The 25030-nt window shown below is 58.6% G+C and carries 24 protein-coding genes; 1 reads left to right on the top strand and 23 read right to left on the bottom strand.

Going from position 1 to position 25030, the window contains the following annotated elements; genetic code table 11:
- Positions 1-59 precede the first annotated feature (59 nt).
- The 13 genes from lpxC to ACR0JX_RS01160 all read right to left on the bottom strand — a co-directional run bounded on the left by lpxC (position 60) and on the right by ACR0JX_RS01160 (position 12836).
- Complete coding sequence (gene lpxC, locus ACR0JX_RS01220) at positions 60-980, bottom strand: UDP-3-O-acyl-N-acetylglucosamine deacetylase (RefSeq protein WP_353008221.1); 921 nt, start codon at positions 978-980, stop codon at positions 60-62.
- A 213-nt stretch (positions 981-1193) separates the two neighbouring features.
- Positions 1194-2801 (bottom strand): cell division protein FtsZ, encoded by a 1608-nt coding sequence (ftsZ, locus tag ACR0JX_RS01215; protein ID WP_480540694.1) that lies wholly within the window; start codon positions 2799-2801, stop codon positions 1194-1196.
- Between the two features lie 349 nt (positions 2802-3150).
- Complete coding sequence (locus ACR0JX_RS01210; RefSeq protein ID WP_480540692.1) at positions 3151-3564, bottom strand: hypothetical protein; 414 nt, start codon at positions 3562-3564, stop codon at positions 3151-3153.
- A complete protein-coding gene (gene ftsA / locus ACR0JX_RS01205; RefSeq protein ID WP_480541737.1) occupies positions 3551-4885 on the bottom strand; it encodes a cell division protein FtsA in 1335 nt (444 codons plus the stop codon). Before ftsA ends, ACR0JX_RS01210 begins: the two co-directional genes overlap by 14 nt.
- Before the next feature lie 8 nt (positions 4886-4893).
- A complete protein-coding gene (locus tag ACR0JX_RS01200) occupies positions 4894-5901 on the bottom strand; it encodes a cell division protein FtsQ/DivIB (protein WP_480540690.1) in 1008 nt (335 codons plus the stop codon).
- The gene (locus ACR0JX_RS01195; protein WP_480540688.1) at positions 5889-6803 is read right to left on the bottom strand and encodes a D-alanine--D-alanine ligase; all 915 of its coding nucleotides are present in this window, start codon (positions 6801-6803) and stop codon (positions 5889-5891) included. Before ACR0JX_RS01195 ends, ACR0JX_RS01200 begins: the two co-directional genes overlap by 13 nt.
- Before the next feature lie 108 nt (positions 6804-6911).
- Complete coding sequence (gene murB / locus ACR0JX_RS01190; protein WP_480541735.1) at positions 6912-7835, bottom strand: UDP-N-acetylmuramate dehydrogenase; 924 nt, start codon at positions 7833-7835, stop codon at positions 6912-6914.
- 296 nt (positions 7836-8131) lie between these two features.
- Positions 8132-8374 (bottom strand): DUF2484 family protein, encoded by a 243-nt coding sequence (locus tag ACR0JX_RS01185; protein WP_480540686.1) that lies wholly within the window; start codon positions 8372-8374, stop codon positions 8132-8134.
- The gene (locus tag ACR0JX_RS01180) at positions 8371-8619 is read right to left on the bottom strand and encodes a DUF2484 family protein (protein ID WP_480540684.1); all 249 of its coding nucleotides are present in this window, start codon (positions 8617-8619) and stop codon (positions 8371-8373) included. The genes ACR0JX_RS01185 and ACR0JX_RS01180 overlap by 4 nt, the downstream gene beginning before the upstream one ends.
- 77 nt (positions 8620-8696) lie before the next feature.
- Complete coding sequence (gene murC, locus ACR0JX_RS01175) at positions 8697-10106, bottom strand: UDP-N-acetylmuramate--L-alanine ligase (protein WP_480540682.1); 1410 nt, start codon at positions 10104-10106, stop codon at positions 8697-8699.
- A complete protein-coding gene (locus ACR0JX_RS01170; protein ID WP_480540680.1) occupies positions 10103-11200 on the bottom strand; it encodes a UDP-N-acetylglucosamine--N-acetylmuramyl-(pentapeptide) pyrophosphoryl-undecaprenol N-acetylglucosamine transferase in 1098 nt (365 codons plus the stop codon). The genes murC and ACR0JX_RS01170 overlap by 4 nt, the downstream gene beginning before the upstream one ends.
- Complete coding sequence (gene ftsW, locus ACR0JX_RS01165; RefSeq protein WP_480540678.1) at positions 11200-12363, bottom strand: putative lipid II flippase FtsW; 1164 nt, start codon at positions 12361-12363, stop codon at positions 11200-11202. Before ftsW ends, ACR0JX_RS01170 begins: the two co-directional genes overlap by 1 nt.
- A 137-nt stretch (positions 12364-12500) precedes the next feature.
- Complete coding sequence (locus ACR0JX_RS01160) at positions 12501-12836, bottom strand: cupin domain-containing protein (RefSeq protein WP_480540676.1); 336 nt, start codon at positions 12834-12836, stop codon at positions 12501-12503.
- A gap of 149 nt (positions 12837-12985) precedes the next feature.
- Here ACR0JX_RS01160 and ACR0JX_RS01155 point away from each other — a divergent pair, with 149 nt between their 5' ends.
- A complete protein-coding gene (locus ACR0JX_RS01155; RefSeq protein WP_480540674.1) occupies positions 12986-14170 on the top strand; it encodes a BaiN/RdsA family NAD(P)/FAD-dependent oxidoreductase in 1185 nt (394 codons plus the stop codon).
- A gap of 10 nt (positions 14171-14180) precedes the next feature.
- On the opposite strand, the gene ACR0JX_RS01150 is transcribed toward ACR0JX_RS01155, so the two are convergent.
- From ACR0JX_RS01150 to mraZ, 10 genes are all read right to left on the bottom strand, one after another.
- Positions 14181-14555 carry a glycine zipper family protein gene (locus ACR0JX_RS01150; RefSeq protein WP_170532131.1) on the bottom strand — a complete coding sequence of 125 codons (375 nt, stop codon included), beginning with the start codon at positions 14553-14555 and terminating at the stop codon, positions 14181-14183.
- A gap of 108 nt (positions 14556-14663) precedes the next feature.
- Positions 14664-16064: a UDP-N-acetylmuramoyl-L-alanine--D-glutamate ligase gene (gene murD / locus ACR0JX_RS01145; protein ID WP_480540672.1), complete on the bottom strand. Its 1401-nt coding sequence runs from the start codon at positions 16062-16064 to the stop codon at positions 14664-14666.
- Positions 16061-16606, bottom strand: coding sequence for an AAA family ATPase (locus ACR0JX_RS01140; RefSeq protein ID WP_480540670.1), 546 nt, complete (start codon positions 16604-16606; stop codon positions 16061-16063). The genes murD and ACR0JX_RS01140 overlap by 4 nt, the downstream gene beginning before the upstream one ends.
- Entirely contained in the window at positions 16603-17685 is a 1083-nt protein-coding gene (gene mraY, locus ACR0JX_RS01135; RefSeq protein WP_170532124.1) for a phospho-N-acetylmuramoyl-pentapeptide-transferase, read from the bottom strand. The genes ACR0JX_RS01140 and mraY overlap by 4 nt, the downstream gene beginning before the upstream one ends.
- 36 nt (positions 17686-17721) lie before the next feature.
- Positions 17722-19116 (bottom strand): UDP-N-acetylmuramoyl-tripeptide--D-alanyl-D-alanine ligase, encoded by a 1395-nt coding sequence (locus ACR0JX_RS01130; protein ID WP_480540668.1) that lies wholly within the window; start codon positions 19114-19116, stop codon positions 17722-17724.
- A complete protein-coding gene (locus ACR0JX_RS01125) occupies positions 19113-20594 on the bottom strand; it encodes a UDP-N-acetylmuramoyl-L-alanyl-D-glutamate--2,6-diaminopimelate ligase (RefSeq protein WP_480540666.1) in 1482 nt (493 codons plus the stop codon). The genes ACR0JX_RS01130 and ACR0JX_RS01125 overlap by 4 nt, the downstream gene beginning before the upstream one ends.
- A 22-nt stretch (positions 20595-20616) precedes the next feature.
- Positions 20617-22404, bottom strand: coding sequence for a peptidoglycan D,D-transpeptidase FtsI family protein (locus ACR0JX_RS01120; RefSeq protein WP_480540664.1), 1788 nt, complete (start codon positions 22402-22404; stop codon positions 20617-20619).
- Entirely contained in the window at positions 22401-22769 is a 369-nt protein-coding gene (ftsL, locus tag ACR0JX_RS01115; RefSeq protein ID WP_480540662.1) for a cell division protein FtsL, read from the bottom strand. The genes ACR0JX_RS01120 and ftsL overlap by 4 nt, the downstream gene beginning before the upstream one ends.
- The gene (rsmH, locus tag ACR0JX_RS01110) at positions 22766-23758 is read right to left on the bottom strand and encodes a 16S rRNA (cytosine(1402)-N(4))-methyltransferase RsmH (RefSeq protein ID WP_480541734.1); all 993 of its coding nucleotides are present in this window, start codon (positions 23756-23758) and stop codon (positions 22766-22768) included. Before rsmH ends, ftsL begins: the two co-directional genes overlap by 4 nt.
- Positions 23759-23762: 4 nt before the next feature.
- Complete coding sequence (gene mraZ / locus ACR0JX_RS01105; RefSeq protein WP_480540660.1) at positions 23763-24266, bottom strand: division/cell wall cluster transcriptional repressor MraZ; 504 nt, start codon at positions 24264-24266, stop codon at positions 23763-23765.
- Positions 24267-25030 lie beyond the last annotated feature (764 nt).

Here is a 25030-nt window from a genome sequence, read left to right as displayed (position 1 = left end):
TTTCCGGTGCAAAACGCCTTATGCACCCTCTGTCGCAAATGTCGTCAAAGGTGAACGGCTCAGGCCACCGCCGGAATCTCTTCCTGAACCAGACCTTGCCCCGGTAGGCGTGCCGCCTGTTCTGGGGTACACAGGATCGGGCGCACAGCACCCGGCGTTTCAAACAGCTTCCGCAACAGGGTGTTGGTCATGGAATGACCGGACTTGTCGCCGGTGAAATGGCCCAGAATCGGACCACCGGCAAGATACAGATCACCCAAAGCGTCCAGCATCTTGTGGCGCACGGCCTCATCCGCGTGGCGGAAACCGCCTGGTGTCAGCACCTCTTCACCCTGCACCACCACTGCATTTTCCAGCGTGCCGCCCAAGGCAAGGCCGTTTTCGCGCATCGTCTCGACATCAATACGGCGACAGAAAGTGCGGCAATCGCTCAGCTCACGCACAAACGAGCCATTGCGCATGTCCAGTGTCTTGGTCTGGTTTCCGATTGCGTCATCTTCAAAGTCGATGTGAAAATCGATGATCAGACCATCGGCAGGCGCAATCGTTGCACTTGCACCTTCGCGGGACGCAGTAACGGGCTTGAGCACTTCGTAAGCCAGAACCGGGCTGGCCTGACGGCGCACGCCCTTGGCCATGATGCCGCGCACGAAATCAATCGACGAGCCATCCATGATCGGAACCTCGGGGCCGTCAATCTCGATCAGCGCGTTGTGAACACCACAGCCTGCAAGTGCGGCCATGATATGTTCCACGGTCGAAACCGATACGCCTGCGTCGTTCACCAGACGGGTGCAGAGCGGTGTCCGCTCGACCACGTCATAGATCGCAGGGATCAGCGCATTGCCCAACTCAATATCCGTCCGCTTAAACCAGATTCCATGACCTGCCGCAGCGGGTTTCAGAACCATAACGACAGGCTGGCCGCCATGCAGTCCGACGCCGTTAAAGGTAACCGGAGATTTGAGCGTATGTTGCAAATTGGGCCTCAGCGAGTGGTGTCCAGCCTGTTAAAGCTGTGTTGGCCACTCAGTTAAGGAAGCACGGGTCTATGCTCAACTCACTCTTTGTAACTGAATGAAACATGGATGTGACAGATCGGCAAAACCCTGCTTATCCCCCTATATCCACCTGTTAACAAAGAAAAAAGGATCGCCGGAAGGCGACCCTTTGCATTCATTTTGTTACCGCGATCAGTTGGCCTGACGGCGCAGGAAAGCAGGAATTTCGATCCGATCCTGATCGGGGTCGGCCTCTTCATGCGCAGGTGCCGTGGCGTCAACCTGGCGCATCGCGGGCTGCTGACGGGCTGGCTGAGACGGTGTGTCTGCCGCATGTCCGGTCATCCGATCGATCAATCGGTTGAAGCCAAAGCGCGAGCGTTCCTCGGTTTCTGCCTGCGCCTGAGGCGCCGGTTCCTGTGCCCGGGTCGCCGTCAGACGCTGCGCCGAAGAAGGCACGTTCTGCACAGCGGCCTGCAACCGCTGCAGCGCTTCTGGCGAAGGTGTTCCTGCGGGTTCCGGCTGCGGCGCAACATAGCTTTCGGGGGTCTGTTCGAAATGCTCCGGCTGCGGTTCAAACTCGGCGACCCGAGGCTGATAGGCTGGCGGAGGCAGGCCGTCATCCTCCTGCTGATCCTGCGGCTGGAACCGGGTTGCCGGGTCTTCGGTGGTTTCGAACAACGTCGGCTCACGGTTTTCCACCATTTCAGGCGCAGGTTCAGCAACCTCAGCAGCAACAGGCGCTGCCTCGGGGGTCGGTTCTTCGGCAGATACGGTGCGAGTTAGCGGCTCGGACATCGAACGGCGCGCGACCGGCACATCGCTGGTTTTTTCCGTAGCATCGATCCCGGTTGCCACCACCGAAACGCGCATTCCGCCTTCCATCGCGGTATCGAGGGTCGAACCGACGATGATATTGGCCTCGGGGTCCACTTCCTCGCGAATGCGGTTGGCGGCCTCGTCCAGTTCGAACAACGTCAGGTCGTGCGAGCCTGTGATGTTGATCAACACGCCCTTGGCACCTTTGAGGCTGATTTCGTCCAGCAGCGGGTTGGCGATGGCTTTCTCGGCCGCCTGAATGGCGCGGTCTTCACCAGTTGCTTCGCCTGTGCCCATCATCGCCTTGCCCATCTCGTCCATCACAGCGCGTACGTCCGCGAAGTCGAGGTTGATCAGGCCGGGGCGCACCATCAGGTCGGTCACACCTTTGACGCCCTGATACAGAACGTCGTCCGCCATCGAGAAGGCTTCGGTGAAGGTGGTTTTTTCGTTGGCCAGCCGGAACAGGTTCTGGTTCGGAATGATGATCAGCGTGTCGACGACCTGTTGCAGCGATTCAACGCCATCTTCGGCCTGACGCATCCGCTTGGCCCCTTCGAACTGGAAGGGCTTGGTAACAACACCAACGGTCAGCACGCCCAGTTCCCGAGCGGCCTGTGCTATGATCGGCGCAGCACCCGTACCGGTGCCGCCGCCCATACCGGCGGTGATAAAGCACATATGCGCGCCGGCCAGATGATCGACGATCTGCTCGATGCTTTCTTCTGCGGCAGCTGCGCCGACGGTTGGGCGGGCCCCTGCCCCCAGACCTTCGGTGACTTTCACACCTAGCTGCACGCGTGCAGAGGAATGGCTTTGCTGCAGCGCCTGCGCGTCGGTGTTTGCAACTACGAAATCAACGCCATCCAACTGCTTTTCAATCATGTTATTGACTGCGTTGCCACCCGCACCGCCAACACCAAATACTGTAATCCGAGGCTTCAGTTCGTCGTGCCCGGGCATCGAAAGGTTCAATGTCATGCTCTGTCCGCCTGTATCTTTGTTCCGCCAAAGCGGTGTTTTTCTTACCTATCCTTGCTCGATTCTATCGTTGTGATGCGCAAAGGTCACGCTAAAAATCGCGAATTCCCACAAAATATGGAGGAAATAAGGCGTTATCCGGCGGTATTTCGCGCCACCTGCGAAATCTAGCGGATTGACTTAACGATGCTACAAGACAGCAGAAATGTGCGTGACGCCTTTCAGCTCACGTGCGGGTTGCATTCCCGGATTTCAAAGGGCGGAAAACTGCTCATGGTCCTGCCGCCGGGCCTCTGACGGGCCTTGTGGATATCTTTATGGATAAATGCCTGCGCTGCAACCGGTTTCTTTAGCTGGTGAGCGCATTCGGACAGTTCAAACCCTTGTCAGAGATGTTTCGCGTTTCCTGAATTTCCCCATCCGACAATGAGGCCAGTCGCACCATCAGCCGGTCCTGGTACAAAAACGGCCACCAACAGACCGGCACCCCGTCCGCGTCATTGTCATACAGAAAACAAATCTGACCATCCGGCGTGGTGATCTGACCATAGACGCAGCCGCGCCCTTCTTCCCGCCAGACAGAGGTTCGGTGATTCAGAAACTCCTCGGTCCCGACCAGATCCCCGCTGCGAATCTCGTAGAACATGACGGTTTTACCGACAACAGCATCCAGAAAGGCTTCGGGCGTGATCCGGGTTTGCGCCAAGGCAGCGCCCGACCACAGCGTCAGAGTGGTAAGGCCGAGAACTCTACCAATTGTCACGGAACCACCGGACGGCGCGTTTGAACGGGCGCGCGGCATAGGTGTCTACTGGAATTTCGAAATCCCACCATTCGTCCTGCGGATGGGCCGCAAACAAGCTGAGCCCCACGGCAGACGAGAAGCCCGGCCCTGTTGCCGATTGCGGCAGACCATGAACGCGCAGTGGGCGGCCCAGGCGCACGCGCTGACCCAGTATGCGCGTCGCCAGCCCATCCAGCCCCATGATCTGACTGCCACCGCCAGTCAGAACGATCTGTTGGCTCGGCATATGCTCAAAGCCTGCTGCATCCAGACGCACTCGGACCTCTTCCAGGATTTCCTCGACACGGGGGCGCATGATGCCGATCAACTCCGCCCGGCTAACGGTGCGGCGATCATGTTCCCAATCGCCGGTATCTCCCCCGATATCTATCAGGTCGCGGTCATCGGCACCGGTTGCGTGGACACCACCATTGAAGGTTTTGATCCGCTCTGCCACGGCCGCTGGTACGCCCAACCCCATTGAGATATCAGCGGTCACGTGATCCCCACCCATGCGCACGCAATCGGCATAGATCATGTGTTTCTTCATGAAGATCGACACGCTGGTCGTACCACCGCCCATATCGATACAGGCGGCACCCAGCTCCTGCTCGTCTTCAACCAATGCAGAAACGCCCGACACATAGGCCGAGTTTGCAATACCGGCCAGTTCAAGATCACAACGCTTGATACAGCGCACTATGTTTTGGATCGCAACCGTATCGACAGTCAGCATGTGCATATCAACGGCCAGGCTTTGACCCAGTTGCCCACGCGGATCGATCAGGCCTGAGCGGTTATCCAACGCAAAGTTCACAGGCTGCGCATGCAGAACCTCGCGCCCTGCCCCGTAATCCGGAACGTCGCAAGCATTAAGTACGCGGCCCACTTCGGCCTCGGTCACCAGTTGGCCTTCCAGATCGACCTGCGCGTCCAGACCGTAGGAACGCGGGTTCGCGCCCGAGAAACAGGCAATCACGTGATCGACGCGAATATCGGCCATTTTCTGCGCCGCTTGCAGTGCGGTCCGGATGGCCCGCTCGGTTTCCTGCATCGCAGTAACTTCGCCGAATTGCACACCTCGCGAACGCGTTGTGGCGGCACCGATGACGCGGAACCCGGTCTGACCGGCCATGGACCCGATCATGTTATCCTCGTTCAGGCGACCGGTTCCGTCAAAGCGCAGCACCAAACAGGCAATCTTGGAACTGCCCACATCCAGAATGGCAATGACACCCCGCTGCATCGCTTGTCTTCGCATCTGCCGCATGGCGCGTTGGGACTGATAAAGATCGGTCATCATGGTCGTTACTGCCCGCTACTCACGTCTGTTTTTGTGTTCCACCAGTCTTCGCTGGCGGCTTTGGTCATTCTGACCGTGGGACGCTGCCCGAGGCGCATGTCGACGATAGCGACATCGCGTTCCAAAAGATCTTGCACTTCATTGACGGCCAATACCCGTTCCAGCGCGCGCACCGGACGCTCGGTCGGCAACATGATGCGCTGCCCGCGATCCAGAACCAGATCCCAGCGCCGTTCGCCCATGCGCACAAGCCCGCGCACCCGCGTGCCAAGGCTGCGCGCGGTCCGGAAAATCTCCAACGCTTCGGCAACGTGCAGATCCGCGCCCTCGCCTGCGATCAGCGGCAAGTCAACGTGATCTTTGCGCGAGACGATCTGATCGACATGAACCCCGGTTTCATCCAGCAGTTCAATGCCGCTCCGGGTGCGCCAGACAATGACGGGCTGACGTTCGATCACATCGACCTGCAATATGCCGCCGGGCCGGATGCGCACGGTGGCCGTTTTCACGGGGTCCAACCCGATGATCGTGTCGCGCATCTGTTCGACATCCAGATCCCAGGAACTGATCGGGAAATCCAGCGGCACGACCTCGCGAATATCCTCAGCAAGGCTTGATCCCGCGCCATCGATGGCCATTAGGTTGACCATAAATTCCGGACGTTCCTGAATCGAAGTGCGGATGTCGGCAATGTAGGTGCTGACCGCCTCACGCCGTTCGGCAGAGGCAAAGTAAAGCCCCACACCCGCAACGACCGCACAAATCGGCAAGCCCAGCTTAACACCCAATCGAATGCCAGGCGTCAGCATCCAGCGCTGAAACCTATAGCTCAGCCGCGAAGGCGCCGGGTCCGAGCCTCGTGACGTACGCCCAAACAGCCGCGCCCCGCGCAGACGCAAGACGGGGTCCACCTCATGCGTTTCTGTATCTGCAGATTCGAAATCCGCATCCGGCCCTGCAACGGGTTTGGTCCGGTGGATCACCGGAGCGCGGGTGGCGCTTAGCGGTCGCATGAGGCGTCCTCCACCATCCAAGCGCACAGCCGGCCGAATGTCATGCCGCAATGCTCACCCTGCTCAGGGACCAGCGAGGTGGGAGTCATCCCCGGCTGAGTATTGGTTTCCAGCAACGCCAGACCATCAGCGCCTTTGGTGTCATCCCAACGGAAATCGGTCCGACTGACGCCTTTGCAGCCAAGAACATTGTGAGCGCGCAGGGCGTAGTCCATACAAAGGTCAAAAATCTCAGCCGGAATCTCAGCTGGTAGAACGTGCCACGAGCCGCCGGGCTTATACTTGGCGTCATAGTCGTACCAGCCATCGGTCATGATCTCGGTCACAGTCAGGGCCCGGTCACCCATGACGGTCACCGTCAGCTCTCGACCGGCCACATATTGCTCGACCATCACCTCATCCGGCATGTCATCGGATAGCTGTGGAGGGCCATTTGCATCTTCATGCACCAGATAAATACCGACGCTTGAGCCCTCGTTGTTGGGTTTGACCACATAAGGTGGCGCCATCACGTGATCGGCCATCACGTCCCGCTTGGGCACGATGATGCTGTCTGCAATGGGCAGGCCGTTAATGCGAAACGCCTCTTTGCTGCGTTGCTTGTCCATTGCGAGGGCCGAGGCCAAAACACCGGAATGCGTGTATGGGATTTGCATCCACTCAAGCAGCCCCTGCACACAGCCATCTTCGCCCCAGCGTCCATGCAGGGCGTTGAAAACCACATCCGGCTTGATTTCCATCAGGCGCGCATAGAGGTCCGGACCTGCGTCCAGCTCGACCACGTCAATGCCTTCTCCCACAAGGGCGGCCGCGCATTCGCGCCCAGAGCTGAGAGACACCTCGCGTTCCGCCGAGGGGCCGCCCATCAATACCGCCACTTTGGGGTTTGTCCTGCTCGACATACCCAATGTGCGCCTCAATGTCCCCGGACCTTATGTAATGGTCCGTACTGCGTTTATGCCTTTGATCCGTCGCCTGAATTTGCCTGTTTTGGTCTGACGGTTGGGGCTTTATTTTGTCAGCGGGTCACCGACCCGCATGATTTCCCACTCTAGCGTGATGCCGCTTGTTTCGTAAACCTTTTTTCGCACTTCTTCGCCCAGACCTTCCAGATCAGCCGCGGTGGCGTCACCAGTGTTGATCAGGAAATTCGAATGCTTCGGGCTCATCTGCGCGCCACCTTTGGTTGCGCCACGCATCCCGGCATCGTCGATCACCTTCCATGCCTTGAGGTCATGTACGTCATCCGCCTTGCCGGTCGAGGAAAACCCCGCCGGATTGCGAAAGGTCGACCCGGCGCTGCGGTCTTTGGTGGGTTGCGTTTCGTCGCGTTTCTTCAGCTGCGCCTCCATTCGGGCGTGCAGCTCTGCCGGGTCGCCCTTGGGGCCTTCGAACGTGGCCGACACCAGAACAGCCCCTTCAGGCAGGTCGGATTGGCGATAGCGGAAGTTCAGTTCGGCGGCGGTGAGGTCTATCAACTCACCCTGCCGCGTGACGATTGTGGCTTTGTGTAGGACGTCTGCCGTATAGCTGCCGTAGCAGCCTGCATTCATCCGAACCGCCCCACCGATCGATCCGGGGATCGTGCGCAGGAACGTCAGATCAACCCCCGCATCCGCCGCCTTGCGCGCCACATGCGCGTCTAATGCGGCAGCACCTGCCGTAACGGTCGTTCCCTCGACCGATATTCCGTTGAAGCCACGCCCCAGCCGGATCACCACGGCACGCAAGCCACCGTCGCGCACAATCAGGTTGGAGCCGACGCCCATAGGGAAGACTGGCACATCTTCGGGTAGCTCGCGCAGAAATTCCTGCAAATCCTCAAGATCGGCAGGCTGAAACAGAAAGTCTGCCGGGCCACCAACGCGGAGCCATGTCAGGTCGTTTAGGTCGCGATTTTCGGACAGTTTGCCACGTAGAGTGACTGAATTCAGATCTGACTTCGTTTCCGCAACCACGTTCCTATTCTCCACGCGAGAACTGCAATCAATCCAAACATCACATGAAGAGAAATTATGTAGCCGAGGCCCGCACGCGTGATGTCATAGGTTTCAACGGACCACGCATATAGCGCCAGACCCAAAAGGACAAACCATAACGTGATCGCTGTATACCCAAACCAGAGCTTTCCATGAAAAGCGGCGTAGGAAGATGTTAGAAACCATCCAAATGCGCCGCAAAGGATGAAACCGTAGATCAGCACATCTGAATGCAACATCATATCAGATGATCAAATGCGTCGACGGATCCAGCGACCCAGATAGATCACGGGCCAGCGCAGCATTGACATGCCCGCAGCCAAAACCAACAACCCGATCCATGGGCCGTTTTCATAGGTAACATAGCCCAAAATCGGAATGCCCACTGCGATCAGGAAATAGGCGCGAGTCCAGTGGTTGTCCTTGCTGGGGATCATGGCCAACAGGTTGGCGGCAAGGCCCCAGAGGGCGGCCAGTGCAAGCGACCAGCTCATTCCATCACCTCCCCGCGCACCCATTTGCGCCAGTAGTAACGGATCGGGTTGCGGAACATTGAGACAAAGCCGCCAAAGGCGAGAGCCGACCAGAACCAGCCGTGATCATAGCCCAGCCAGACAATCAGAACTGGCGCGCAAATCAACAAGGTGAAACCCGGAGGGAATTGCAGCCGCATGGGCAACAACGCCACAATGGTGGCGCAGATCACCCAAATCGCGGCAAAGATCATCGAATAGTCCATGCGCCCCCTCCGAGGACTCGCGGTAGCTGAGGTTATTGTATCACACTTTCAGGTTGTGCTGCAAATGAGGCGTGCCGTCAAACTGCTTGTTTTCTTTGCAATCTCTCAGGCAACCCATTCGCCCAGGCGCTGATCGTTCCGGCGCCAAGACAAACGACCATATCTCCGGGGCGCGTCTGTTCGCGTACGAGGCGTTCAAGATCGTCCTCGTCCAGCAACGCACGAGCATGCCGATGCCCATGGCGGATCAGCCCCTGCACCAGATCATCGCGCGACGCCCCTTCGATCGGGTCTTCGCCGGCCGCGAAGATGTCGGCGATCGCCACCACATCCGCGTCGTTGAAACAGGTGCAGAAATCATCGAACAGATTGGACAGACGGGAATAGCGGTGCGGTTGATGCACGGCAATCACGCGTCCGTCCGTCGCCTGACGCGCAGCTCTCAGCACCGCAGCGATTTCCACCGGGTGATGACCGTAGTCGTCGATGATGGTGACCCCATCAATCTCTCCGACCTTGGTGAAGCGGCGGTTGACGCCGCCGAAATTGGCCAGCGTCTCGCGGATTTCTGCGGTTTTCATGCCCAGATGGCGGGCGACAGCCACGGCAGACAACGCGTTTGAGACGTTGTGATCGCCAGGCATCGGCAGCGTGCAGCCCTCAATCACCTTGTCTTCGTATTGCAGATGAATATCGAAATGCGCGACGCCGCCTTTGTAGGTCAGGTTCTCGGCCCGCACATCGGCTTGCGCGTTGAAACCATAGGTGCGCACGCGGCGGTCAGTGATGCGTCCGACCAGAGCCTGAACCTCGGCGTGGTCCGTGCAGCAGACGGCCAGACCGTAGAAGGGCAGGTTCGAAACGAACTCATAGAACCCATCGCGCAACTTATCGAAATCGCCCCAATGCTCCATATGCTCGGGGTCAATATTGGTGACGATGGCGATGGTTGCCGGCAGACGGTTGAACGAGCCGTCGGATTCGTCGGCCTCGACCACCATCCACTCGCCCTGCCCCATCCGCGCGTTCGAGCCATAGGCGTGGATGATGCCACCATTGATGACGGTGGGGTCGAAATCACCCGCCACCATCAATTCGGCCATCATCGTTGTCGTGGTGGTTTTGCCATGGGTCCCGGCAATGGCGATGTTCGACCGCAGGCGCATCAGCTCGGCCAGCATATCCGCACGACGGACAACAGGAAGACCTTGCGCGCGCGCCTGATCCAGTTCCGGGTTGCCAGGCTTGATCGCCGTGGATGTGACCACGACAGCAGCGTTTTGCAGGTTCTCGGCCTTTTGACCCACGAATATCTCCGCCCCCAGCGAGGCCAACCGATCGGTGATCTTTGAAGCCTTCAGGTCTGACCCCTGCACCTGATACCCTAGGTTCAAAAGCACCTCGGCGATGCCCGACATCCCGATCCCGCCGATCCCAACAAAATGGATAGGTCCTACGTCCTGCGGTAGTTTGGTTGCTGGGGTCATGTGGTCTCCTTCTGCGCCAATTGCTCGACAAGGGCGACCAGACGCTCGGTGGCGTCCGGTGCCCCGACCGACAAGGCGGCATGGGCCATTTTCTGTGCGGCTTCGGGGTTTGTCAGAACCGTGGTCATTTGCTCGGTCAACGCGGCAACGTCAAGAGCATTTTCAGGGATCATGATCGCCCCCCCTGCCTGCACGAGCCCTCGGGCGTTGGCGGTTTGGTGATCCCCTGCAGCGGCGGCGAAAGGGATCAGGATCGAGGGCCGACCGATCACCGAGATGTCGGCCACGCTCGACGCGCCCGAACGGCTGATGACAAGCTGCGCATCCGACATGAGCCGTGGCACATCGTCAAAGAACGGTTGAACATCGGCGCGAATACCGTGATCGGCGTAGAAGGCCGTGACGCGCGCGCCATCCTCGTCCCGGGCCTGGTGTGAAACGCGGATGAATCCGCGCAGGAACTCGGGCAGAGCGGCAATCGCCTCAGGCACCACATCGCTGAGAATACGGGCACCCTGGCTGCCGCCCATCACCAGAACCGACATCGGATATTCGCCGGGCGGGATATAGGGCGCCCCGGCCCGCTCCAAAACCGAGGCTCGGACCGGGTTGCCGGTGTGTATGCCCTGCGCACTGTCCGGCAGATCGGTCGGCCAGACACCGCAGGCCACTTGTGAAACGCGCGTGCCAAACAGCTGGTTCACCCGGCCTAGCACCCCGTTTTGCTCATGGATCATGCGTGGGAGTTTCAGCATCACCGCCGCACCCAGGGCTGGGATCGAGGGATATCCGCCGAAGCCCACGACCACATCCGGTTTGTCCCGCATCATCTGAAACGCCATGCTGGCGACACCACCAGCAATCTTAGGGCCGACCAGTGCCTTAGCCGCTAAACCGCCTCGCGCGAAAGTGGCCGAGGAGGCTTCGACAATCTCGGTCGTGTGCGGGAAGCCACCGGTATAGCGGGCCCCACGGGCATCGGTAGACAGGCGCACCCGCCAACCTTTGTGCAACATCGCCTCAGCCAGGGCTTGCGCCGGGAACATATGGCCCCCGGTGCCGCCCGCCGCAATCAGAAGGTAGGGTTTGCCCATCAGCTTCGTCCGCGCAGAATATCGCCCAGTTCGCCTTGCGGGCGGGTTCGGGTGAAGGCCAGCAACATGCCAATTGCGATACCGCCTGCAATTAGGGACGAGCCGCCGTAGCTGACAAAAGGCAACGTCATACCCTTGGCAGGCAGCAGTCGCACCGCAACACCCATATTGATCATTGCCTGAACGCCAAACATGCAGGCCAGGCCAGTTCCCGCCAAGCGGATGAACATATCCCGCTCGCGCATCAGCCGTAGCAGCGAGCGCACGACGATAATCGAATAGAGCGCGATGATAATCAGCACCAGGATCAGGCCGTACTCCTCAGCCGCAACGGCGATGATGAAATCCGTATGCGCGTCGGGCAGAGACCATTTGACCTGCCCCTCGCCCACGCCGACGCCGAACAAGCCGCCCTCGCGGATAGCATTGGTGGCATAGCCAAGCTGAGTGGTCGGATCGACCTCTTGATTCAGAAATCCGTCAATGCGGCGCGCGAAATGGTCCGAGTTTGAATAGGCAAACATCCCCGCCAGAATGACCACACCGGCCATGCCTACCAGCAGCAGCATGGGGGCCCCGGCCACAAAATACATCACGCCCCAGCCAAACAGGATCAGACAGGCTTGGCCGAAATCGGGCTGCAAGACCAGCATCGCAACAATTGAGATGCACAGGGCAAAAGACCACAACCGCCCCGGTGGACCGTTGATTTCCTGCGATGCCGCCAGCAGCCACGCCGCAACAACCACAAATCCGGGCTTCAGAAACTCGGACGGTTGCAGCGACGCGAATCCCAGAGAATACCAACGCACCGCCCCTTTGCCGAAATCGGTGCCGAAGATCGGCAGGAACGCGAGCGCAACAAAGGCCCCCAGAAAGCCCAGCACCGCCAGACGGCGTACCAGTGTCGGCGACATCATCGAGGTCAGCAACATCGCAATCAGAGCCAGTCCACCGAACAGCACCTGCCGTTCGACATAGTGAAACGGATCGAAGCCGTTGCGCCCAGCCAGTGGCGGCGAGGACGCCAACCCCAATAATAGCCCGATGACAAACAGGATCAGAACGCAGGACATCGTCCAGCGATCAATCGTGCGCCACCACTTTGGTAGAATCGGTTCGCCGCGCTGGTCTTGGACCGCGCCATACACCATCTCAGTCATGAGATACCGCCACTTACTGCCTCGTTAACGCCCCGTTTTCGGGGTCTGGGTCGAAGTGTACAGGGATTTTGGGGATTGGGCTAGGGAAATGAGGGGCATAAGCGGAATTCGATCAGCCCCAGAGATATGAAAGTGCGTTACGCTTTGATCGGGTACCGGTCCGGTTCCTCAAAGACATCAATCACGCGCGTACCTGCCTTGATCCGGCCTCCGTGTTCGACCCCGGCTGGGATCGAGTAGTTTTCACCAGGACGGTAGGTTTTCGTCTGATCTCCGATTGTTAGTTCAATCTCACCTTCAACGACTGTACCCCATTGCGCGCCATGAGAATGAAGCGGAAGCTCCATTTCCTTAAGAAAGGTAAAGAACGCCACCAGCCCTGCATCCGAGCGAATTACGGCCGTCTGCACCACATCTTCGGGGAAAGGAACTTCGAGTTTTGGAAAGGCCACCATAAAATCCGGGAATTGCATGAACTGTTCCTTCTATGCAGGTAAGTTATCACCGCAGGATGACAGTGCGTCCGGCAACTGGCAATCCGGATTTCCCGCGCGGGATTGCAGCCTGAACGAGACGATGGCACGCTCTTGCGTTCCGGCTCAATCCAAGCCATCCCCCACCAATGACCTATGACACGATCATCCTTGGGGCCGGAGCGGCCGGCATGATGTGCGCCGCCCATTGCGGCGGACGCGTTCTGGTGGTCGACCATGCAAAAGCCCCGGGCGAGAAAATCCGTATCTCAGGCGGCGGGCGCTGCAATTTCACCAATATGTACGCAGGGCCGGGCAATTTCCTGTCGCAGAACCCACATTTCTGCAAATCCGCCCTGGCGCGGTACACGCAATGGGATTTCATTGATCTGGTCGGGCGCCACAACATCGCGTGGCACGAGAAAACACTCGGCCAACTATTCTGCGACGGGTCCTCCAAACAGATAATCCAGATGCTGCTGGATGAGATGACACGTATCGGAGCAGAGCTGTGGGTCCGGACCGAGTTGAAGGACCTGCGCAAGACCGAAAGTGGATTTACGCTGGAGGTCGAGCGCGAAGGACAGCGCCGAAGCCTGACTTGCTCCAATCTGGTTCTGGCCACAGGCGGCAAGTCAATCCCCAAAATGGGCGCGACAGGGCTGGCCTATGATATCGCGCTGCAATTCGGGTTGCGAATGACCGAAACCCGCGCCGCGCTAGTCCCGTTCACGTTCTCAGATGGGAAGTTCAAAGACCTATCGGGCGTCTCGCTGCCCGCACGACTGTCAAACGAGCGTACCAGTTTTGACGAAGCGCTACTGTTCACCCATCGCGGCCTAAGTGGGCCGTCGGTACTGCAACTCTCATGCTATTGGCGCGAGGGAGAGGGGATCTGCGTGAACCTGATCCCCGATCTGCCGCTGTTCGACCTGCTGCGGGATCAACGCCAAAGCGCTGGGCGTAAGGATTTGACCACCGAACTGGCGCGCCACTTGCCCGCGCGACTGGTCGATTACCTCAGCCAGCAGATGCCAATGCATGGCAATTTGGCCGACCAGTCTGATGCGGCGCTCAGCGATCTGATCTCTGCCCTGTCCAACTGGCAACTGACCCCATCGGGCACCGAAGGCTACCGTACGGCCGAGGTCACGCTGGGCGGGATCGACACAGATGACCTGTCCTCAAAAACGATGGAGGCCAGGGATGTCCCCGGCCTCTATGCAATTGGTGAAGCGGTGGATGTCACCGGATGGTTGGGTGGGTACAACTTCCAATGGGCATGGTCCTCCGGCCACGCCGCTGGAACCGCCATCGCAAGCCACTCGTTTTGACGATCAACCCTTAGCCGACGACGTTATAGCCACGCCCGCGCATGCAGTTGCGCACGATAACCTCTTGATTTTGGGTGTTCTGTAGCGCGCTTGCACCCGCACCGATCAGAGCACCGGCAACGGCGGTACGGCCCAGATCGCTGGCACTGTCATCGATGATCGCTTTTGTACCAGCGGCACCTGCAGCACCAATCGCCGCCGCACCCGCTGTTCTGCCATCAACCGTTGGCTGTGTTCGGGCCAGAGCCTGACACTGCGCCAGGTCTGCGTTGTAATTGGGACCGATGTTGCCATCGATGATCGGCGTGTAGTTCGCACCCGAACTGGCACAAGCTCCGACCAACAGCACCGCTGGCAACACCATAAATTTCTTTCGGTTGGACATATCCGTAACCTCGTTTTCTAAAGTCCTGCCAAGGCAAGACCAAATCCGCTAGGGCGTCAAGACGATAGCCCATTTGCCCTTGTGAACAAGCGGCAAACTGTAATCGCTCTATTCAGCCAGTCTTTGCAGAACATTGTCAGCAAAATCCTCGCCACGTCGTTCAAAACTATCATACTGGTCAAAACTTGCAGCAGCAGGCGCAAGTAAAATAGTATCACCGGCTTCGGCATCTGCCATCGCCTGTTCAACCGCAACAGCCATGGTTGTGCAAACCTGTGCTTCGACGTTCAATTGCATTGCAAATTTCGCAGCCTCGCGCCCAATGACATAAGCCTTTAGCACGTCGGTGGTTGCCTCGTTCAGAGCAGCCAGCCCACCCTCTTTCTCCAGCCCGCCACAGATCCAGCGTATACGCTTGAACGCCCCCAGCGCCTTGACCGCACTGTCGACATTTGTGGCTTTGGAATCGTTCACATAAGTTATACCCTGCGCTTCGGCGATAATTTGGCTGCGATGCGGCAGGCCCGGATAGCTGTGCAGCGCGTCCTCGATCACCCGAGGGGCCAGGCCCAACGAACGGCAGGCGGCATATGCCGCACAAGCGTTCTGGTGGTTATGTGTCCCCGGCAAGCCCTTTATGGCGCGCAGGTCAATTGAGCCCGCCTGTCGCCCCTTGCGGTATTCCGACAAGAACCCCTTGCGCGCAAAGACCTGCCAACCCGGACCCGTCAGCTTACGATCAACCGAGACACGGATAACCCGGTCATCCGCTGGCCCCTCTGCCATCTGCCCGGCCAGAAACACGCCTTCGGCCTCATCCACGCCAATGACAGCCCGATCGGGCCCACCTTCGGAAAACAGCCGTCTCTTGGCGGCGAAGTAACCACCCATGCCGCCATGGCGGTCCAGATGATCTGGCGAAAGATTGGTAAACACGGCCACATCCGGTGTCAGCGACCGGGCCAGTTCGGTTTGATAGCTACTGAGTTCCAGAACCACGACCGAACCATCCGTGCCGGGATCAATATCCAGCACGCCACGCCCGATATTCCCAGCCAGTTCGGCTGATCGTCCTGCCTCGGTCAGGATGTGGTGGATCAAAGCAGCGGTGGTTGATTTCCCGTTCGACCCTGTGACGGCAATCACGCGCGGTGGAGTATCAAAGTTGTTCCATTCCGGCCCTGCGAAGGAGCGGAAGAACAGGCCGATATCATTGTCCACCGGAACGCCTGCCTCCAAGGCGGTCGCAACGATAGGATTTGGTGAAGGATAAAGATGCGGGATTCCCGGCGAGACTATCAGAGACGCAATGCCCTCGAACGCCCCATTTCGGCGCAGATCAGTACAGTCAAACCCCTCGGCCTGAGCAGCGTCCCGTGCGTCCGGGTTGTCATCCCAACACACCGGCTGTGCCCCACCCGCACGCAGCGCCCGTGCGGTGGTCAGCCCAGATCGGCCCAGCCCCAGAACCGCAACTTTTTGTCCTGAAAACCCTTTGACCGGGATCATGTCGTCTGCCCTTTGTTTAGCTGCGCCTCAAACCAATCTGCTCGGTCTGCAACTGGCTTTTTCGGAACAAGCGCAGTTTGGAACCCGAGCTTTGGTAAGCGGTCGCACAAAGCCTCATACTCTTCAAGTGCGTCGGACAAGTCATGCCTTCGCTGTTCGTCTTTTACATAAATTTCGCGCCACGGTGGGAACAGATAAACGCAGTGATCGTATCCTAGGCTTAGTATCTTATCCCGGAGCGAACTCTCCAGATTGGCGCCGGTTCGATCAAACCAAATCAAGGCGTCCAGCGCGGAACGGTCGAATAAGACCAAACCATCTGGAGCCTTGGTCACATCATCGAAAGATGTTTGGATCACTTTGCGGCAAAACGACTTGGGATTGATCCAGGGCAAACCATCTCCGCTGTGCTCTTGCTCGGCTGCGATCACCCGACGACCCGGTTCCGCGACCGTGGCATAGCCGCGTCGCGCCATTTCCTCTAGTAGGGTGGACTTGCCACCGCCCGAACATCCGGACAGTACAACCCGACGCTTCTTCACCGTACCTTCAGCGTCGCCAACCCAATCATCGCCAGGATCAAGGAGATGATCCAGAAGCGGATCACAATGGTCGGCTCGGCCCAGCCCTTTTTCTCATAGTGGTGATGGATCGGGGCCATCAGGAAAACGCGCTTGCCGGTGCGTTTGAAATAGAGGACCTGAATGATCACGCTCAGCGCTTCGACCACGAACAACCCGCCGACGACGGCCAGCACCAGCTCGTGCTTGGTCGCCACAGCAATAGCCCCCAGCGCGCCGCCCAGTGCCAGTGATCCGGTATCGCCCATGAACACCGCGGCGGGCGGGGCGTTGTACCACAAGAAGCCAAGCCCCGCGCCAAAGAGGGCCGAGGTGAAGATGAAGATTTCTCCTGTCCCGGGCACATAATGCACGTCCAAGTACTCGGTAAAGTCGACCCGCCCGACGGCATAGGCGATGATTCCAAGCGTCGAGGCCGCGATCATCGCGGGCATGATCGCCAAGCCGTCCAAACCATCGGTCAGGTTCACCGCATTCGCCGCCCCCACGATGACGACAATCGAGAACGGGATGTAGAAGATGCCCAGATTGACGAGCGTATCTTTGAAAACGGGCACAGCAAGTTGATTTTGCAGCGCTTCAGGATGGTGCAGAACTGCCCATAGCGATGCCAGAACAGCGATGATGACACCCAAAGCCATCCGCATCTTGCCGGAAACGCCCTTCGTGTTTTGCTTTGACACCTTTGCGTAGTCATCCGCAAAACCAATGGCCGCATAGGCCAAAGTTACGAACAGAACCATCCAGACATAAGGGTTGTCCCACCGCGCCCAGACGAGGGTCGAAGTGACCAGAGCCCCGACGATCAGCAACCCGCCCATGGTTGGGGTACCAGCCTTGGAAAAATGCCCCTCAGGGCCGTCGTCGCGGATCGGCTGGCCTTTGCCCTGCTTCTTGCGCAGCACATTAATAAGCGGTTTTCCGAAGATGAAGCCAAAGATCAGCGCCGTTAGAAAGGCCCCGCCTGCGCGGAAGGTAATGTAGCGGAAGAGGTTCCAGAAATCCCCTCCATCCGACAAGGCGGTCAACCAATACAGCATTACAAAACCTTTCTTACACGAGGCCCATGGGCAAGTTCACCCGTCAAGCGCGCCCCCTTGCCCCATTTTGCGCAGACCGTCAACAATCCGCGCCAAGGCCATGCTTAGCGAGCCCTTGGCCAGCACGCTATCGCCGGTTTTGATCAGGTCAGGCAGGTGCTCAGCCATCTCAGCGCTGGTTTCGAACCAGAGCCCGCGCTTATCATCTGGCAGAGCCCGATGCAGCGCTTGCATCAGCGGGCCGATGCAATGCACCTTATCCACACCGGCCATCGCATTGACCTGCGCCATCGCCGCGTGCATGGCCTGTTCCTGCGGCCCAAGCTCTTTCATGTCCCCCAAAAAGGCGATCCGGCGCGCACCTTGGGATGCCGCCAGAACATCCAAAGCGGCTTCCATCGAGGTCGGGTTGGCATTGTAGCTGTCGTCCAGCAGTTCGATTTGCCCACCATTTGCCAATGGCAAAGTCTCGCGCACTCCGCGACCTTTGACCGGAGACCAGTGCTGCAGCCCATCGATGGCCTGTTCCAGATCGACACCCAGTTCGACACAGGCCGCCAAGGCCCCCAACGCGTTCATTGCAAAATGCGTACCAGCGGATTGGACGTCGAAGATGAACTGCGTGTCACCAACCGAGGCTTGGGCCTGAATCGAATCCGGCCCGGCGGTCACATCCGTCAGTTTGTAATCTGCGGCCTGTCGGCCAAATTCGACGATCCCTGCGCCGTGGTCTTGCGCCGTGTGGCGCAGAATTTCGGCATGCTCGATATCGGCATTGACGATGGCTGCGCCGCCGGGTTCCAGCCCCTCGAAAATTGCCGCCTTTTCATGGGCGATTCCTGCAACCGACTCAAACGCCTCAAGATGCACCGCGGCTACCGTTGTCAACAAAGCCACATGCGGGCGGGCCTGACACGCGAGTGGAGCAATCTCGCCGGGGTGGTTCATCCCAATCTCGATCACAGCATATTCCGTGTCCTGCGGCATCCGCGCCAGTGTCAGAGGCACGCCCCAATGGTTGTTGTAGCTGGCAACGCTGGCATGGGTCCTACCCTGTCTTTCCAGAATGGTCGCCAGCATTTCCTTGGTCGAGGTTTTGCCGACACTGCCTGTCACCCCGACGATACGTGCCTCAGTGCGCGCACGCGCGGCTTGGCCCAGTGCCTCCAAACCGGCCTGAACATCCTCAACAATCAACAGCGGCGCATCTTCGCGCACGCCCTCCGGTACATGCGAGACCAAGGCTGCACCCGCGCCTTTCTCAAGCGCCTGAGCCACAAAGTCGTGCCCGTCTCGCGCAGCTTTCAAGGCAACAAACAGGTCGCCCGTCTGCAAGGTTCGCGTATCAATCGACACGCCATCCACCATCCAATCGGTCATCGCGCGACCACCGGTCGCTTCGGCGGCCTCTGCCGCTGTCCAGAGCGTCATGCGACCCTCCCATCCAGGGCGGCCACGGAGATGCTGGCTTGTTCAACATCATCAAAGGGCAAAACCTGATCACCGACGATTTGGCCGGTTTCATGGCCTTTGCCTGCAATCAACAGCGCGTCACCGGGTTGCAAAGCGTCAATGCCGCGCAAGATCGCTTCGGCCCGATCACCCACTTCGGTCGCGCCAGGCGCACCCTCCATCACGGCCGCGCGGATGGCGGCGGGATCTTCGCTGCGCGGGTTGTCATCGGTGACGAAGACGATATCGGCGTGATTGGTTGCGGCCTTGCCCATCAGCGGGCGTTTGGTGGCGTCGCGGTCTCCGCCCGCACCAACGATAGCAATCAGACGTCCCATCACATGCGGGCGCAGCGCCTTCAAAGCCGTCGCAACAGCGTCGGGCGTGTGAGCATAGTCTACAAACACCGCCGCGCCATTGTCGCGGGTGGCGGCCAGTTGCATGCGGCCTCGGACCGTTGTCAGATGCGATAGGGTCTCGAACACTCTATCAGGGTCGTCGCCTGCTGCGATGACCAGCCCACAGGCTAGCAGGATGTTTTCAGCTTGAAACCCACCGATCAGGTTCAGGCGCGTCTGGAAGGTCTTGCCCTGCCAGGAAAACCGCAAATCCTGCCCAGTTGAGTCAAAGCGTTGGTTCATAAGGCAAAGATCGGCCTCGCCCAATCCGACTGTCAGCACCGACTGCCCCCGCGCCTCGGCAATCTTGCGCACCTGCGCTCCCTTAGGGTCGCTCAGGTTGATCACTGCGGTGCCGTCCTCAGGCAAAACCCGGTCGAACAAGCCCATCTTCGCTGCAAAATAGGCCTCGAAGGTTTCGTGATAGTCCAGATGATCCTGCGTGAAGTTCGAGAACCCGGCAGCAGCCAGATGTACTCCGTCCAGACGCCGTTGCTCCAGCCCGTGCGAAGAAGCCTCCATCGCCGCATGGGTCACGCCGTTCTCAGCCGCCTCGGACAGGCATCGATGCAGGGTGATCGGTTCGGGCGTTGTGTGAGCCAGCGGTGCGGTCCAAGCGCCCTCGACTCCGGTGGTGCCAAGATTGACGGCGGCATGGCCAAGCTCAGCCCAGATCTGGCGGACGAATGTGGCAACCGAGGTTTTGCCATTGGTTCCGGTGACCGCAACAATCGTCTGCGGTTGCGCACCGAACCAAAGTGCAGCGGACCCGGCCAATGCTTGGCGCGGGTCTTCAACTACAACCAAGGCAGCGTCGGATGCGGCCAGTTCGGCCTCGGCGATCTTCGCGCCTTCGGCGTCGGTCAGAATGGCGGCGGCCCCCATGCGCAAGGCGTATTGGATGAACTCGCCACCATGAACCCGAGTGCCGGGGAGGGCTGCAAACAGAAAACCGTCTTTGACCTCGCGGCTGTCAACGGCCAGCCCGGTGATATCCGGATTTGCGCCACCGCGTGCGGTTAGGGCCAGTTGGCTGAGTTTTTTTGTTCTTGCGCCCATGACCCACCTGTTCTCTGGCACCCTAATTCGAGGTCAGGGTTATAGCAGCGCCCGCCTCGGGCTCAAGACGCGGACGCAACCCCAACAGTGGCGCCACACGTCCGATCAATTCAGCAGCGACCGGCACCGCCGTCCACCCGGCTGTCCGGCGCTTTTCGCCATAGGCCACAATTGACGGTTCATCCAGCGTGACGATCAGCACGTATTTCGGATCATAGGCCGGAAAGATTGTGGCAAAGGTCGCGATGACCTTGTCATCGTAATACCCGCCACGCGGTTTGGGTTTATCCGCCGTTCCGGTCTTGCCCGCGACGTCATAGCCTTTGACATCGCCAAAGCTGGCGGTGCCGTCGGTCACCACCTTGCGCAGCATCTTCTGCGCCTGCGACGCAGCGCTGTCCGTCAGGACACGCGGGCCGTATTGCGGGCTGTTTTTCTTCAGGATCGTCGGGCTGACATAATGCCCACCATTGGCAATCGCCGCATAGCCCGCTGCCAGATGCATCGGGCTGGTCGATAGGCCGTGGCCATAGGAAATGGTCACCGTGCTCAACTCACCCCATTTCTTGGGCTTAAGCGGCGCGCCCCCGGAGGCCTCGACAGTCTCGAACGGTGTTGGTTCGAACATGCCCAGCGTTTCCAGAAACTCCTGCTGTCTTTTGGCCCCGATCTGCAGGGCCAGCCGGCCGGTTCCCCGGTTCGAACTGTGGACGATCACATCAGCCACGCTGATCTTGCCGTAGTTCTTGCCGTTGAACTCACCAATCGGAAAACGACCGATCTTCATTGGGCCTGAAGTATCGATGATAGTCTCAGAATTCACCAACCCAAGCTGCACCGCCTGTGCTGCGGTGAAAATCTTGAACACCGAGCCCAGCTCGTACACGCCCTGCACATAGCGGTTGAACAACGGGCTGTCGGAGGGATCAAAACCCGAGGTCGGCGGGCGAGGGCGATCATTGGGATCGAACGAAGGCAGAGACGCGGCTGAGATCACCTCGCCCGTATGCGCATCCATCAGAACCGCCGAGGCCCCTTTGGCATTCATAATCTTCATGCCGCCATACAAAACTTGCTCAACTGCGGCTTGAATGGTCAGGTCCAGTGACAGTTGTAGCGGTTTGTTACCATTGGCCGGGTCGCGCAGATAGTTATCAAACTTCTTTTCGACGCCAGCGACGCCAATCACTTCGGCGGCACTTACGCCCTCACGTCCAAAACCGGACCCCCCCAGAATATGCGCAGCCAGTTTGCCATTGGGGTACAGGCGCATTTCGCGCGGGCCAAACAGAATGCCCGGATCGCCGATATCGTGAACAGCCTGTTTCTGCTCAGGTGAGATGCGCTTCTTGATCCACAGGAACTTGCGATTGCCAGTGAAGTCCTTGACCAGAAGTTCTTTTTCCAGATCGGGGAAGATTGCTACCAACTGGTCTGCCGCCGCAATTGGGTCGATCATCAACGGCGGCTGGGCATAGACGGAATAGGTGTCCAGATTGGTCGCCAGAATACGGCCTTCACGATCCACAATATTGGCACGTTGCATAGCAATCGAAGCCCCAGGCGCGCTCGCCAGCGGCTCTTGCGCTTCAGAGGTCGCAAGCATGCCCATACGGACCCCAACAACCGAAAACGCGCAGAAAAAGAACAGGCCCAGCACAAGCAAACGCCCCTCAGCGCGGGCACGCGCGCGATCTTTCATCTGCTCGTGGCGTTGCCGGATATTCTCGCGCTCGATGACCTTGGGGTTCTCCCCTTTCGCGCGCGCTTCAAGAACACGGGCCAGTGGGCGAAGTGGGGTACGTGTCATGGCAGCTGAACCTCGCCCAGAGCCTGCAGATCCGTAATGGCCTGCAATTCAATCGGATCAACAATTGGCAGATCAGGATCCTCGGCATAGGCGATCTGATCTGCACGCCCGAACTGTTCAGACCGCAAGGGCAGCAGGCCCAGACGTTCGAAGTTCAGATCGGCAAGTTCACGCAACCGATCCGGTCGGTTGAGATAAGCCCATTCGGCGTTTAGAACCGCCAGCCTCACCTGCGCCGTACCAATTTCGCGTTGCAGTGACTGAGTTTCCTTCAAAACCTGCTGGGTGCGATAGTTCTCTTGATACGCCCAAAGCGCCAAACCAAACACCGACATGGCAGTCAACACATACAGAATACTCTTCATCTTGCCTTCTCCCCCAGCTGCGGCATGCCAATGGCCCGCGCATCGATTTCCCCTGCCGGAGCCTCTGTCCGAACCGCAACGCGCAGCTTGGCAGAACGCGCGCGTGGATTTTCCTGCAACTCCTGCTCATCCGGCCCCACGGCCTTGCGGGTCTTCAGGGTAAATTGCGGCAGTTCCTGTTCGATTTCGGGCGCATAGCGATTGGCCCGACCGGTCTTGCCCGCGCGCGATTGGAAGAACCGCTTAACCATCCGATCCTCGATGGAATGAAAGGTCACAACGGCCAATTGTCCGCCAGGTTTCAAGGCCCGTTCAGCCGCCATAAGCCCTTGAAATAGCTCCTCATATTCGGCATTCACAGCAATCCGCAGCCCCTGAAAACTGCGCGTCGCCGGGTGAGATTGACCGGGTTTCGGACGCGGCAGGCAAGATTCGATGATCTCGACCAATCGCAACGTCGTTGTGATCGGTGCCTCAGTCCGTGCTTTGATGATCGCTTTGGCAATACGCCGACTGGCCCGTTCTTCGCCAAAATGGAACAAAATATCGGCCAGTTGAGCTTCGGTTGCGCCGTTCACCAGATCAGCAGCGCTTTCGCCCTCTTGGCTCATGCGCATATCAAGCGGCCCGTCTTTCATGAACGAGAACCCGCGCTTGGCCTGATCCAATTGCATCGACGACACGCCAAGATCCAGAACGACTCCTTCCAAATCCTTCGCATATTCATCCAACCGCGAAAACACACCCGGCTGCATCACCAGCCGGTCACCATAGTCACGCGCCCAATCTGCTGCCATCTCAAACGCAAGCGGATCGCGGTCCACGCCGATCACCTTGTCGGCGCCGGCCTCAAGCAGACCCCGCGTATAGCCGCCTGCGCCGAAAGTTCCGTCCAACCATACACCCGACACCGGAGACACCGCCGCCAGCAAAGGGCTTAGCAGGACAGGAATATGTGGGTTCGAAGATGAGGAGACCGCGCCGGACATGCCGTTACGCGTCCCCAACGCCATCGAGATAGACCATCGGGTCGAAATCATCTGGCAGATCGTCCATCCACTCTTCGGTCTTGGCCAGTTCTTCGACCTCATAGGTTTCGGGCTTCCAGATCTGGAAGGTGTCACCGGCAGCAATAAAGAATGCCTCATTTCCAAGGTCGATTTTGTTGCGCAGCTTGGCGGGCAGGACCAGACGTCCGGTCTCATCTACCGTCGTAGGGAAGGACTGACCGTGGAACATACGTTGCAGCATCCGCCGCTCCATCGAGCCGCGCGGCAAGGCATCGATCTTGTCATCGACCTCATCAATTGCCTGCATCGTATAGCATTCGAGGTATTTGCGACGGTGGTCGCCATAGACAATCACAAGCTCAGGAGTGTCACCGGGCTGCCAATTGGGATCAGAGGATTCAAGCACACGGCGAAACGAGGCCGGGATCGACACCCTGCCCTTCGTGTCCACCTTATGGTGGCTTTCACCTCTAAACCTGCGCGCCAAGACGACTGTCCCTTTCGCTTGCGCCCCACCTCAAAATTCACGTCCCCCGGATGAAAAACGGCGAGTTGATCTGCTGCCACTGATCAACCCGCCGCATTGACCCGCTGTGCGGGATGTCCAGCTGCGCGCGCCACCTGGGGGGATGTCTGCTCGCTCGCGCGCCGGATCTTCAGAGTGATGAAAGCGAAGTGCCTGTATGAAACCTGTTTGTTATTTGGTTTGGGGTCGTTTTGTGCCCCTGCTGCCTCGTCCTCATCGGATGCATATAGGGATGCCATGGGAATTCGTGGAAATCAACAGGAAATTTAGGCCCGATAAGGGTTCGGCGACCAAATAGCGGCCCTCAAATCTTTCTAGAGAACGCCTCAGATACCCCCTGTAGTGTCTTCCATCAAGCAAGACACTATATGTATGCAAATCTCGCCGCTCCGTTCGACCCCATGATTTCCCATACATTCTCAGATTTTTTCAGAGAACCGGGTGTTTTCGTCGATTTTCTTGCTCGTGAAGTCGAATCACTTCTCAGAAAAACTCCGAGATATCGCCGGAGTTCACCGTATCCCACGAATTCCCAGCACCATCACATGACACCTCGAAAAGACCCCAACACCGTTCGATACCCGGCCCATGAACGCCTAAATTTTGTGATTTGTCGCTCAATCATCGCGCACTCGGTCCGTGCATCAATTTTTTTTCCATGTAACGATTTTGCGAATGATCTGCCCAGAACTCATGTTTTTAGGGGCGATCAAGGTACAGAGCAT

The sequence above is a fragment of the Ruegeria sp. AH7 genome, assembly GCF_056541325.1.
This window is presented reverse-complemented; position numbering and strand designations above follow the sequence as displayed.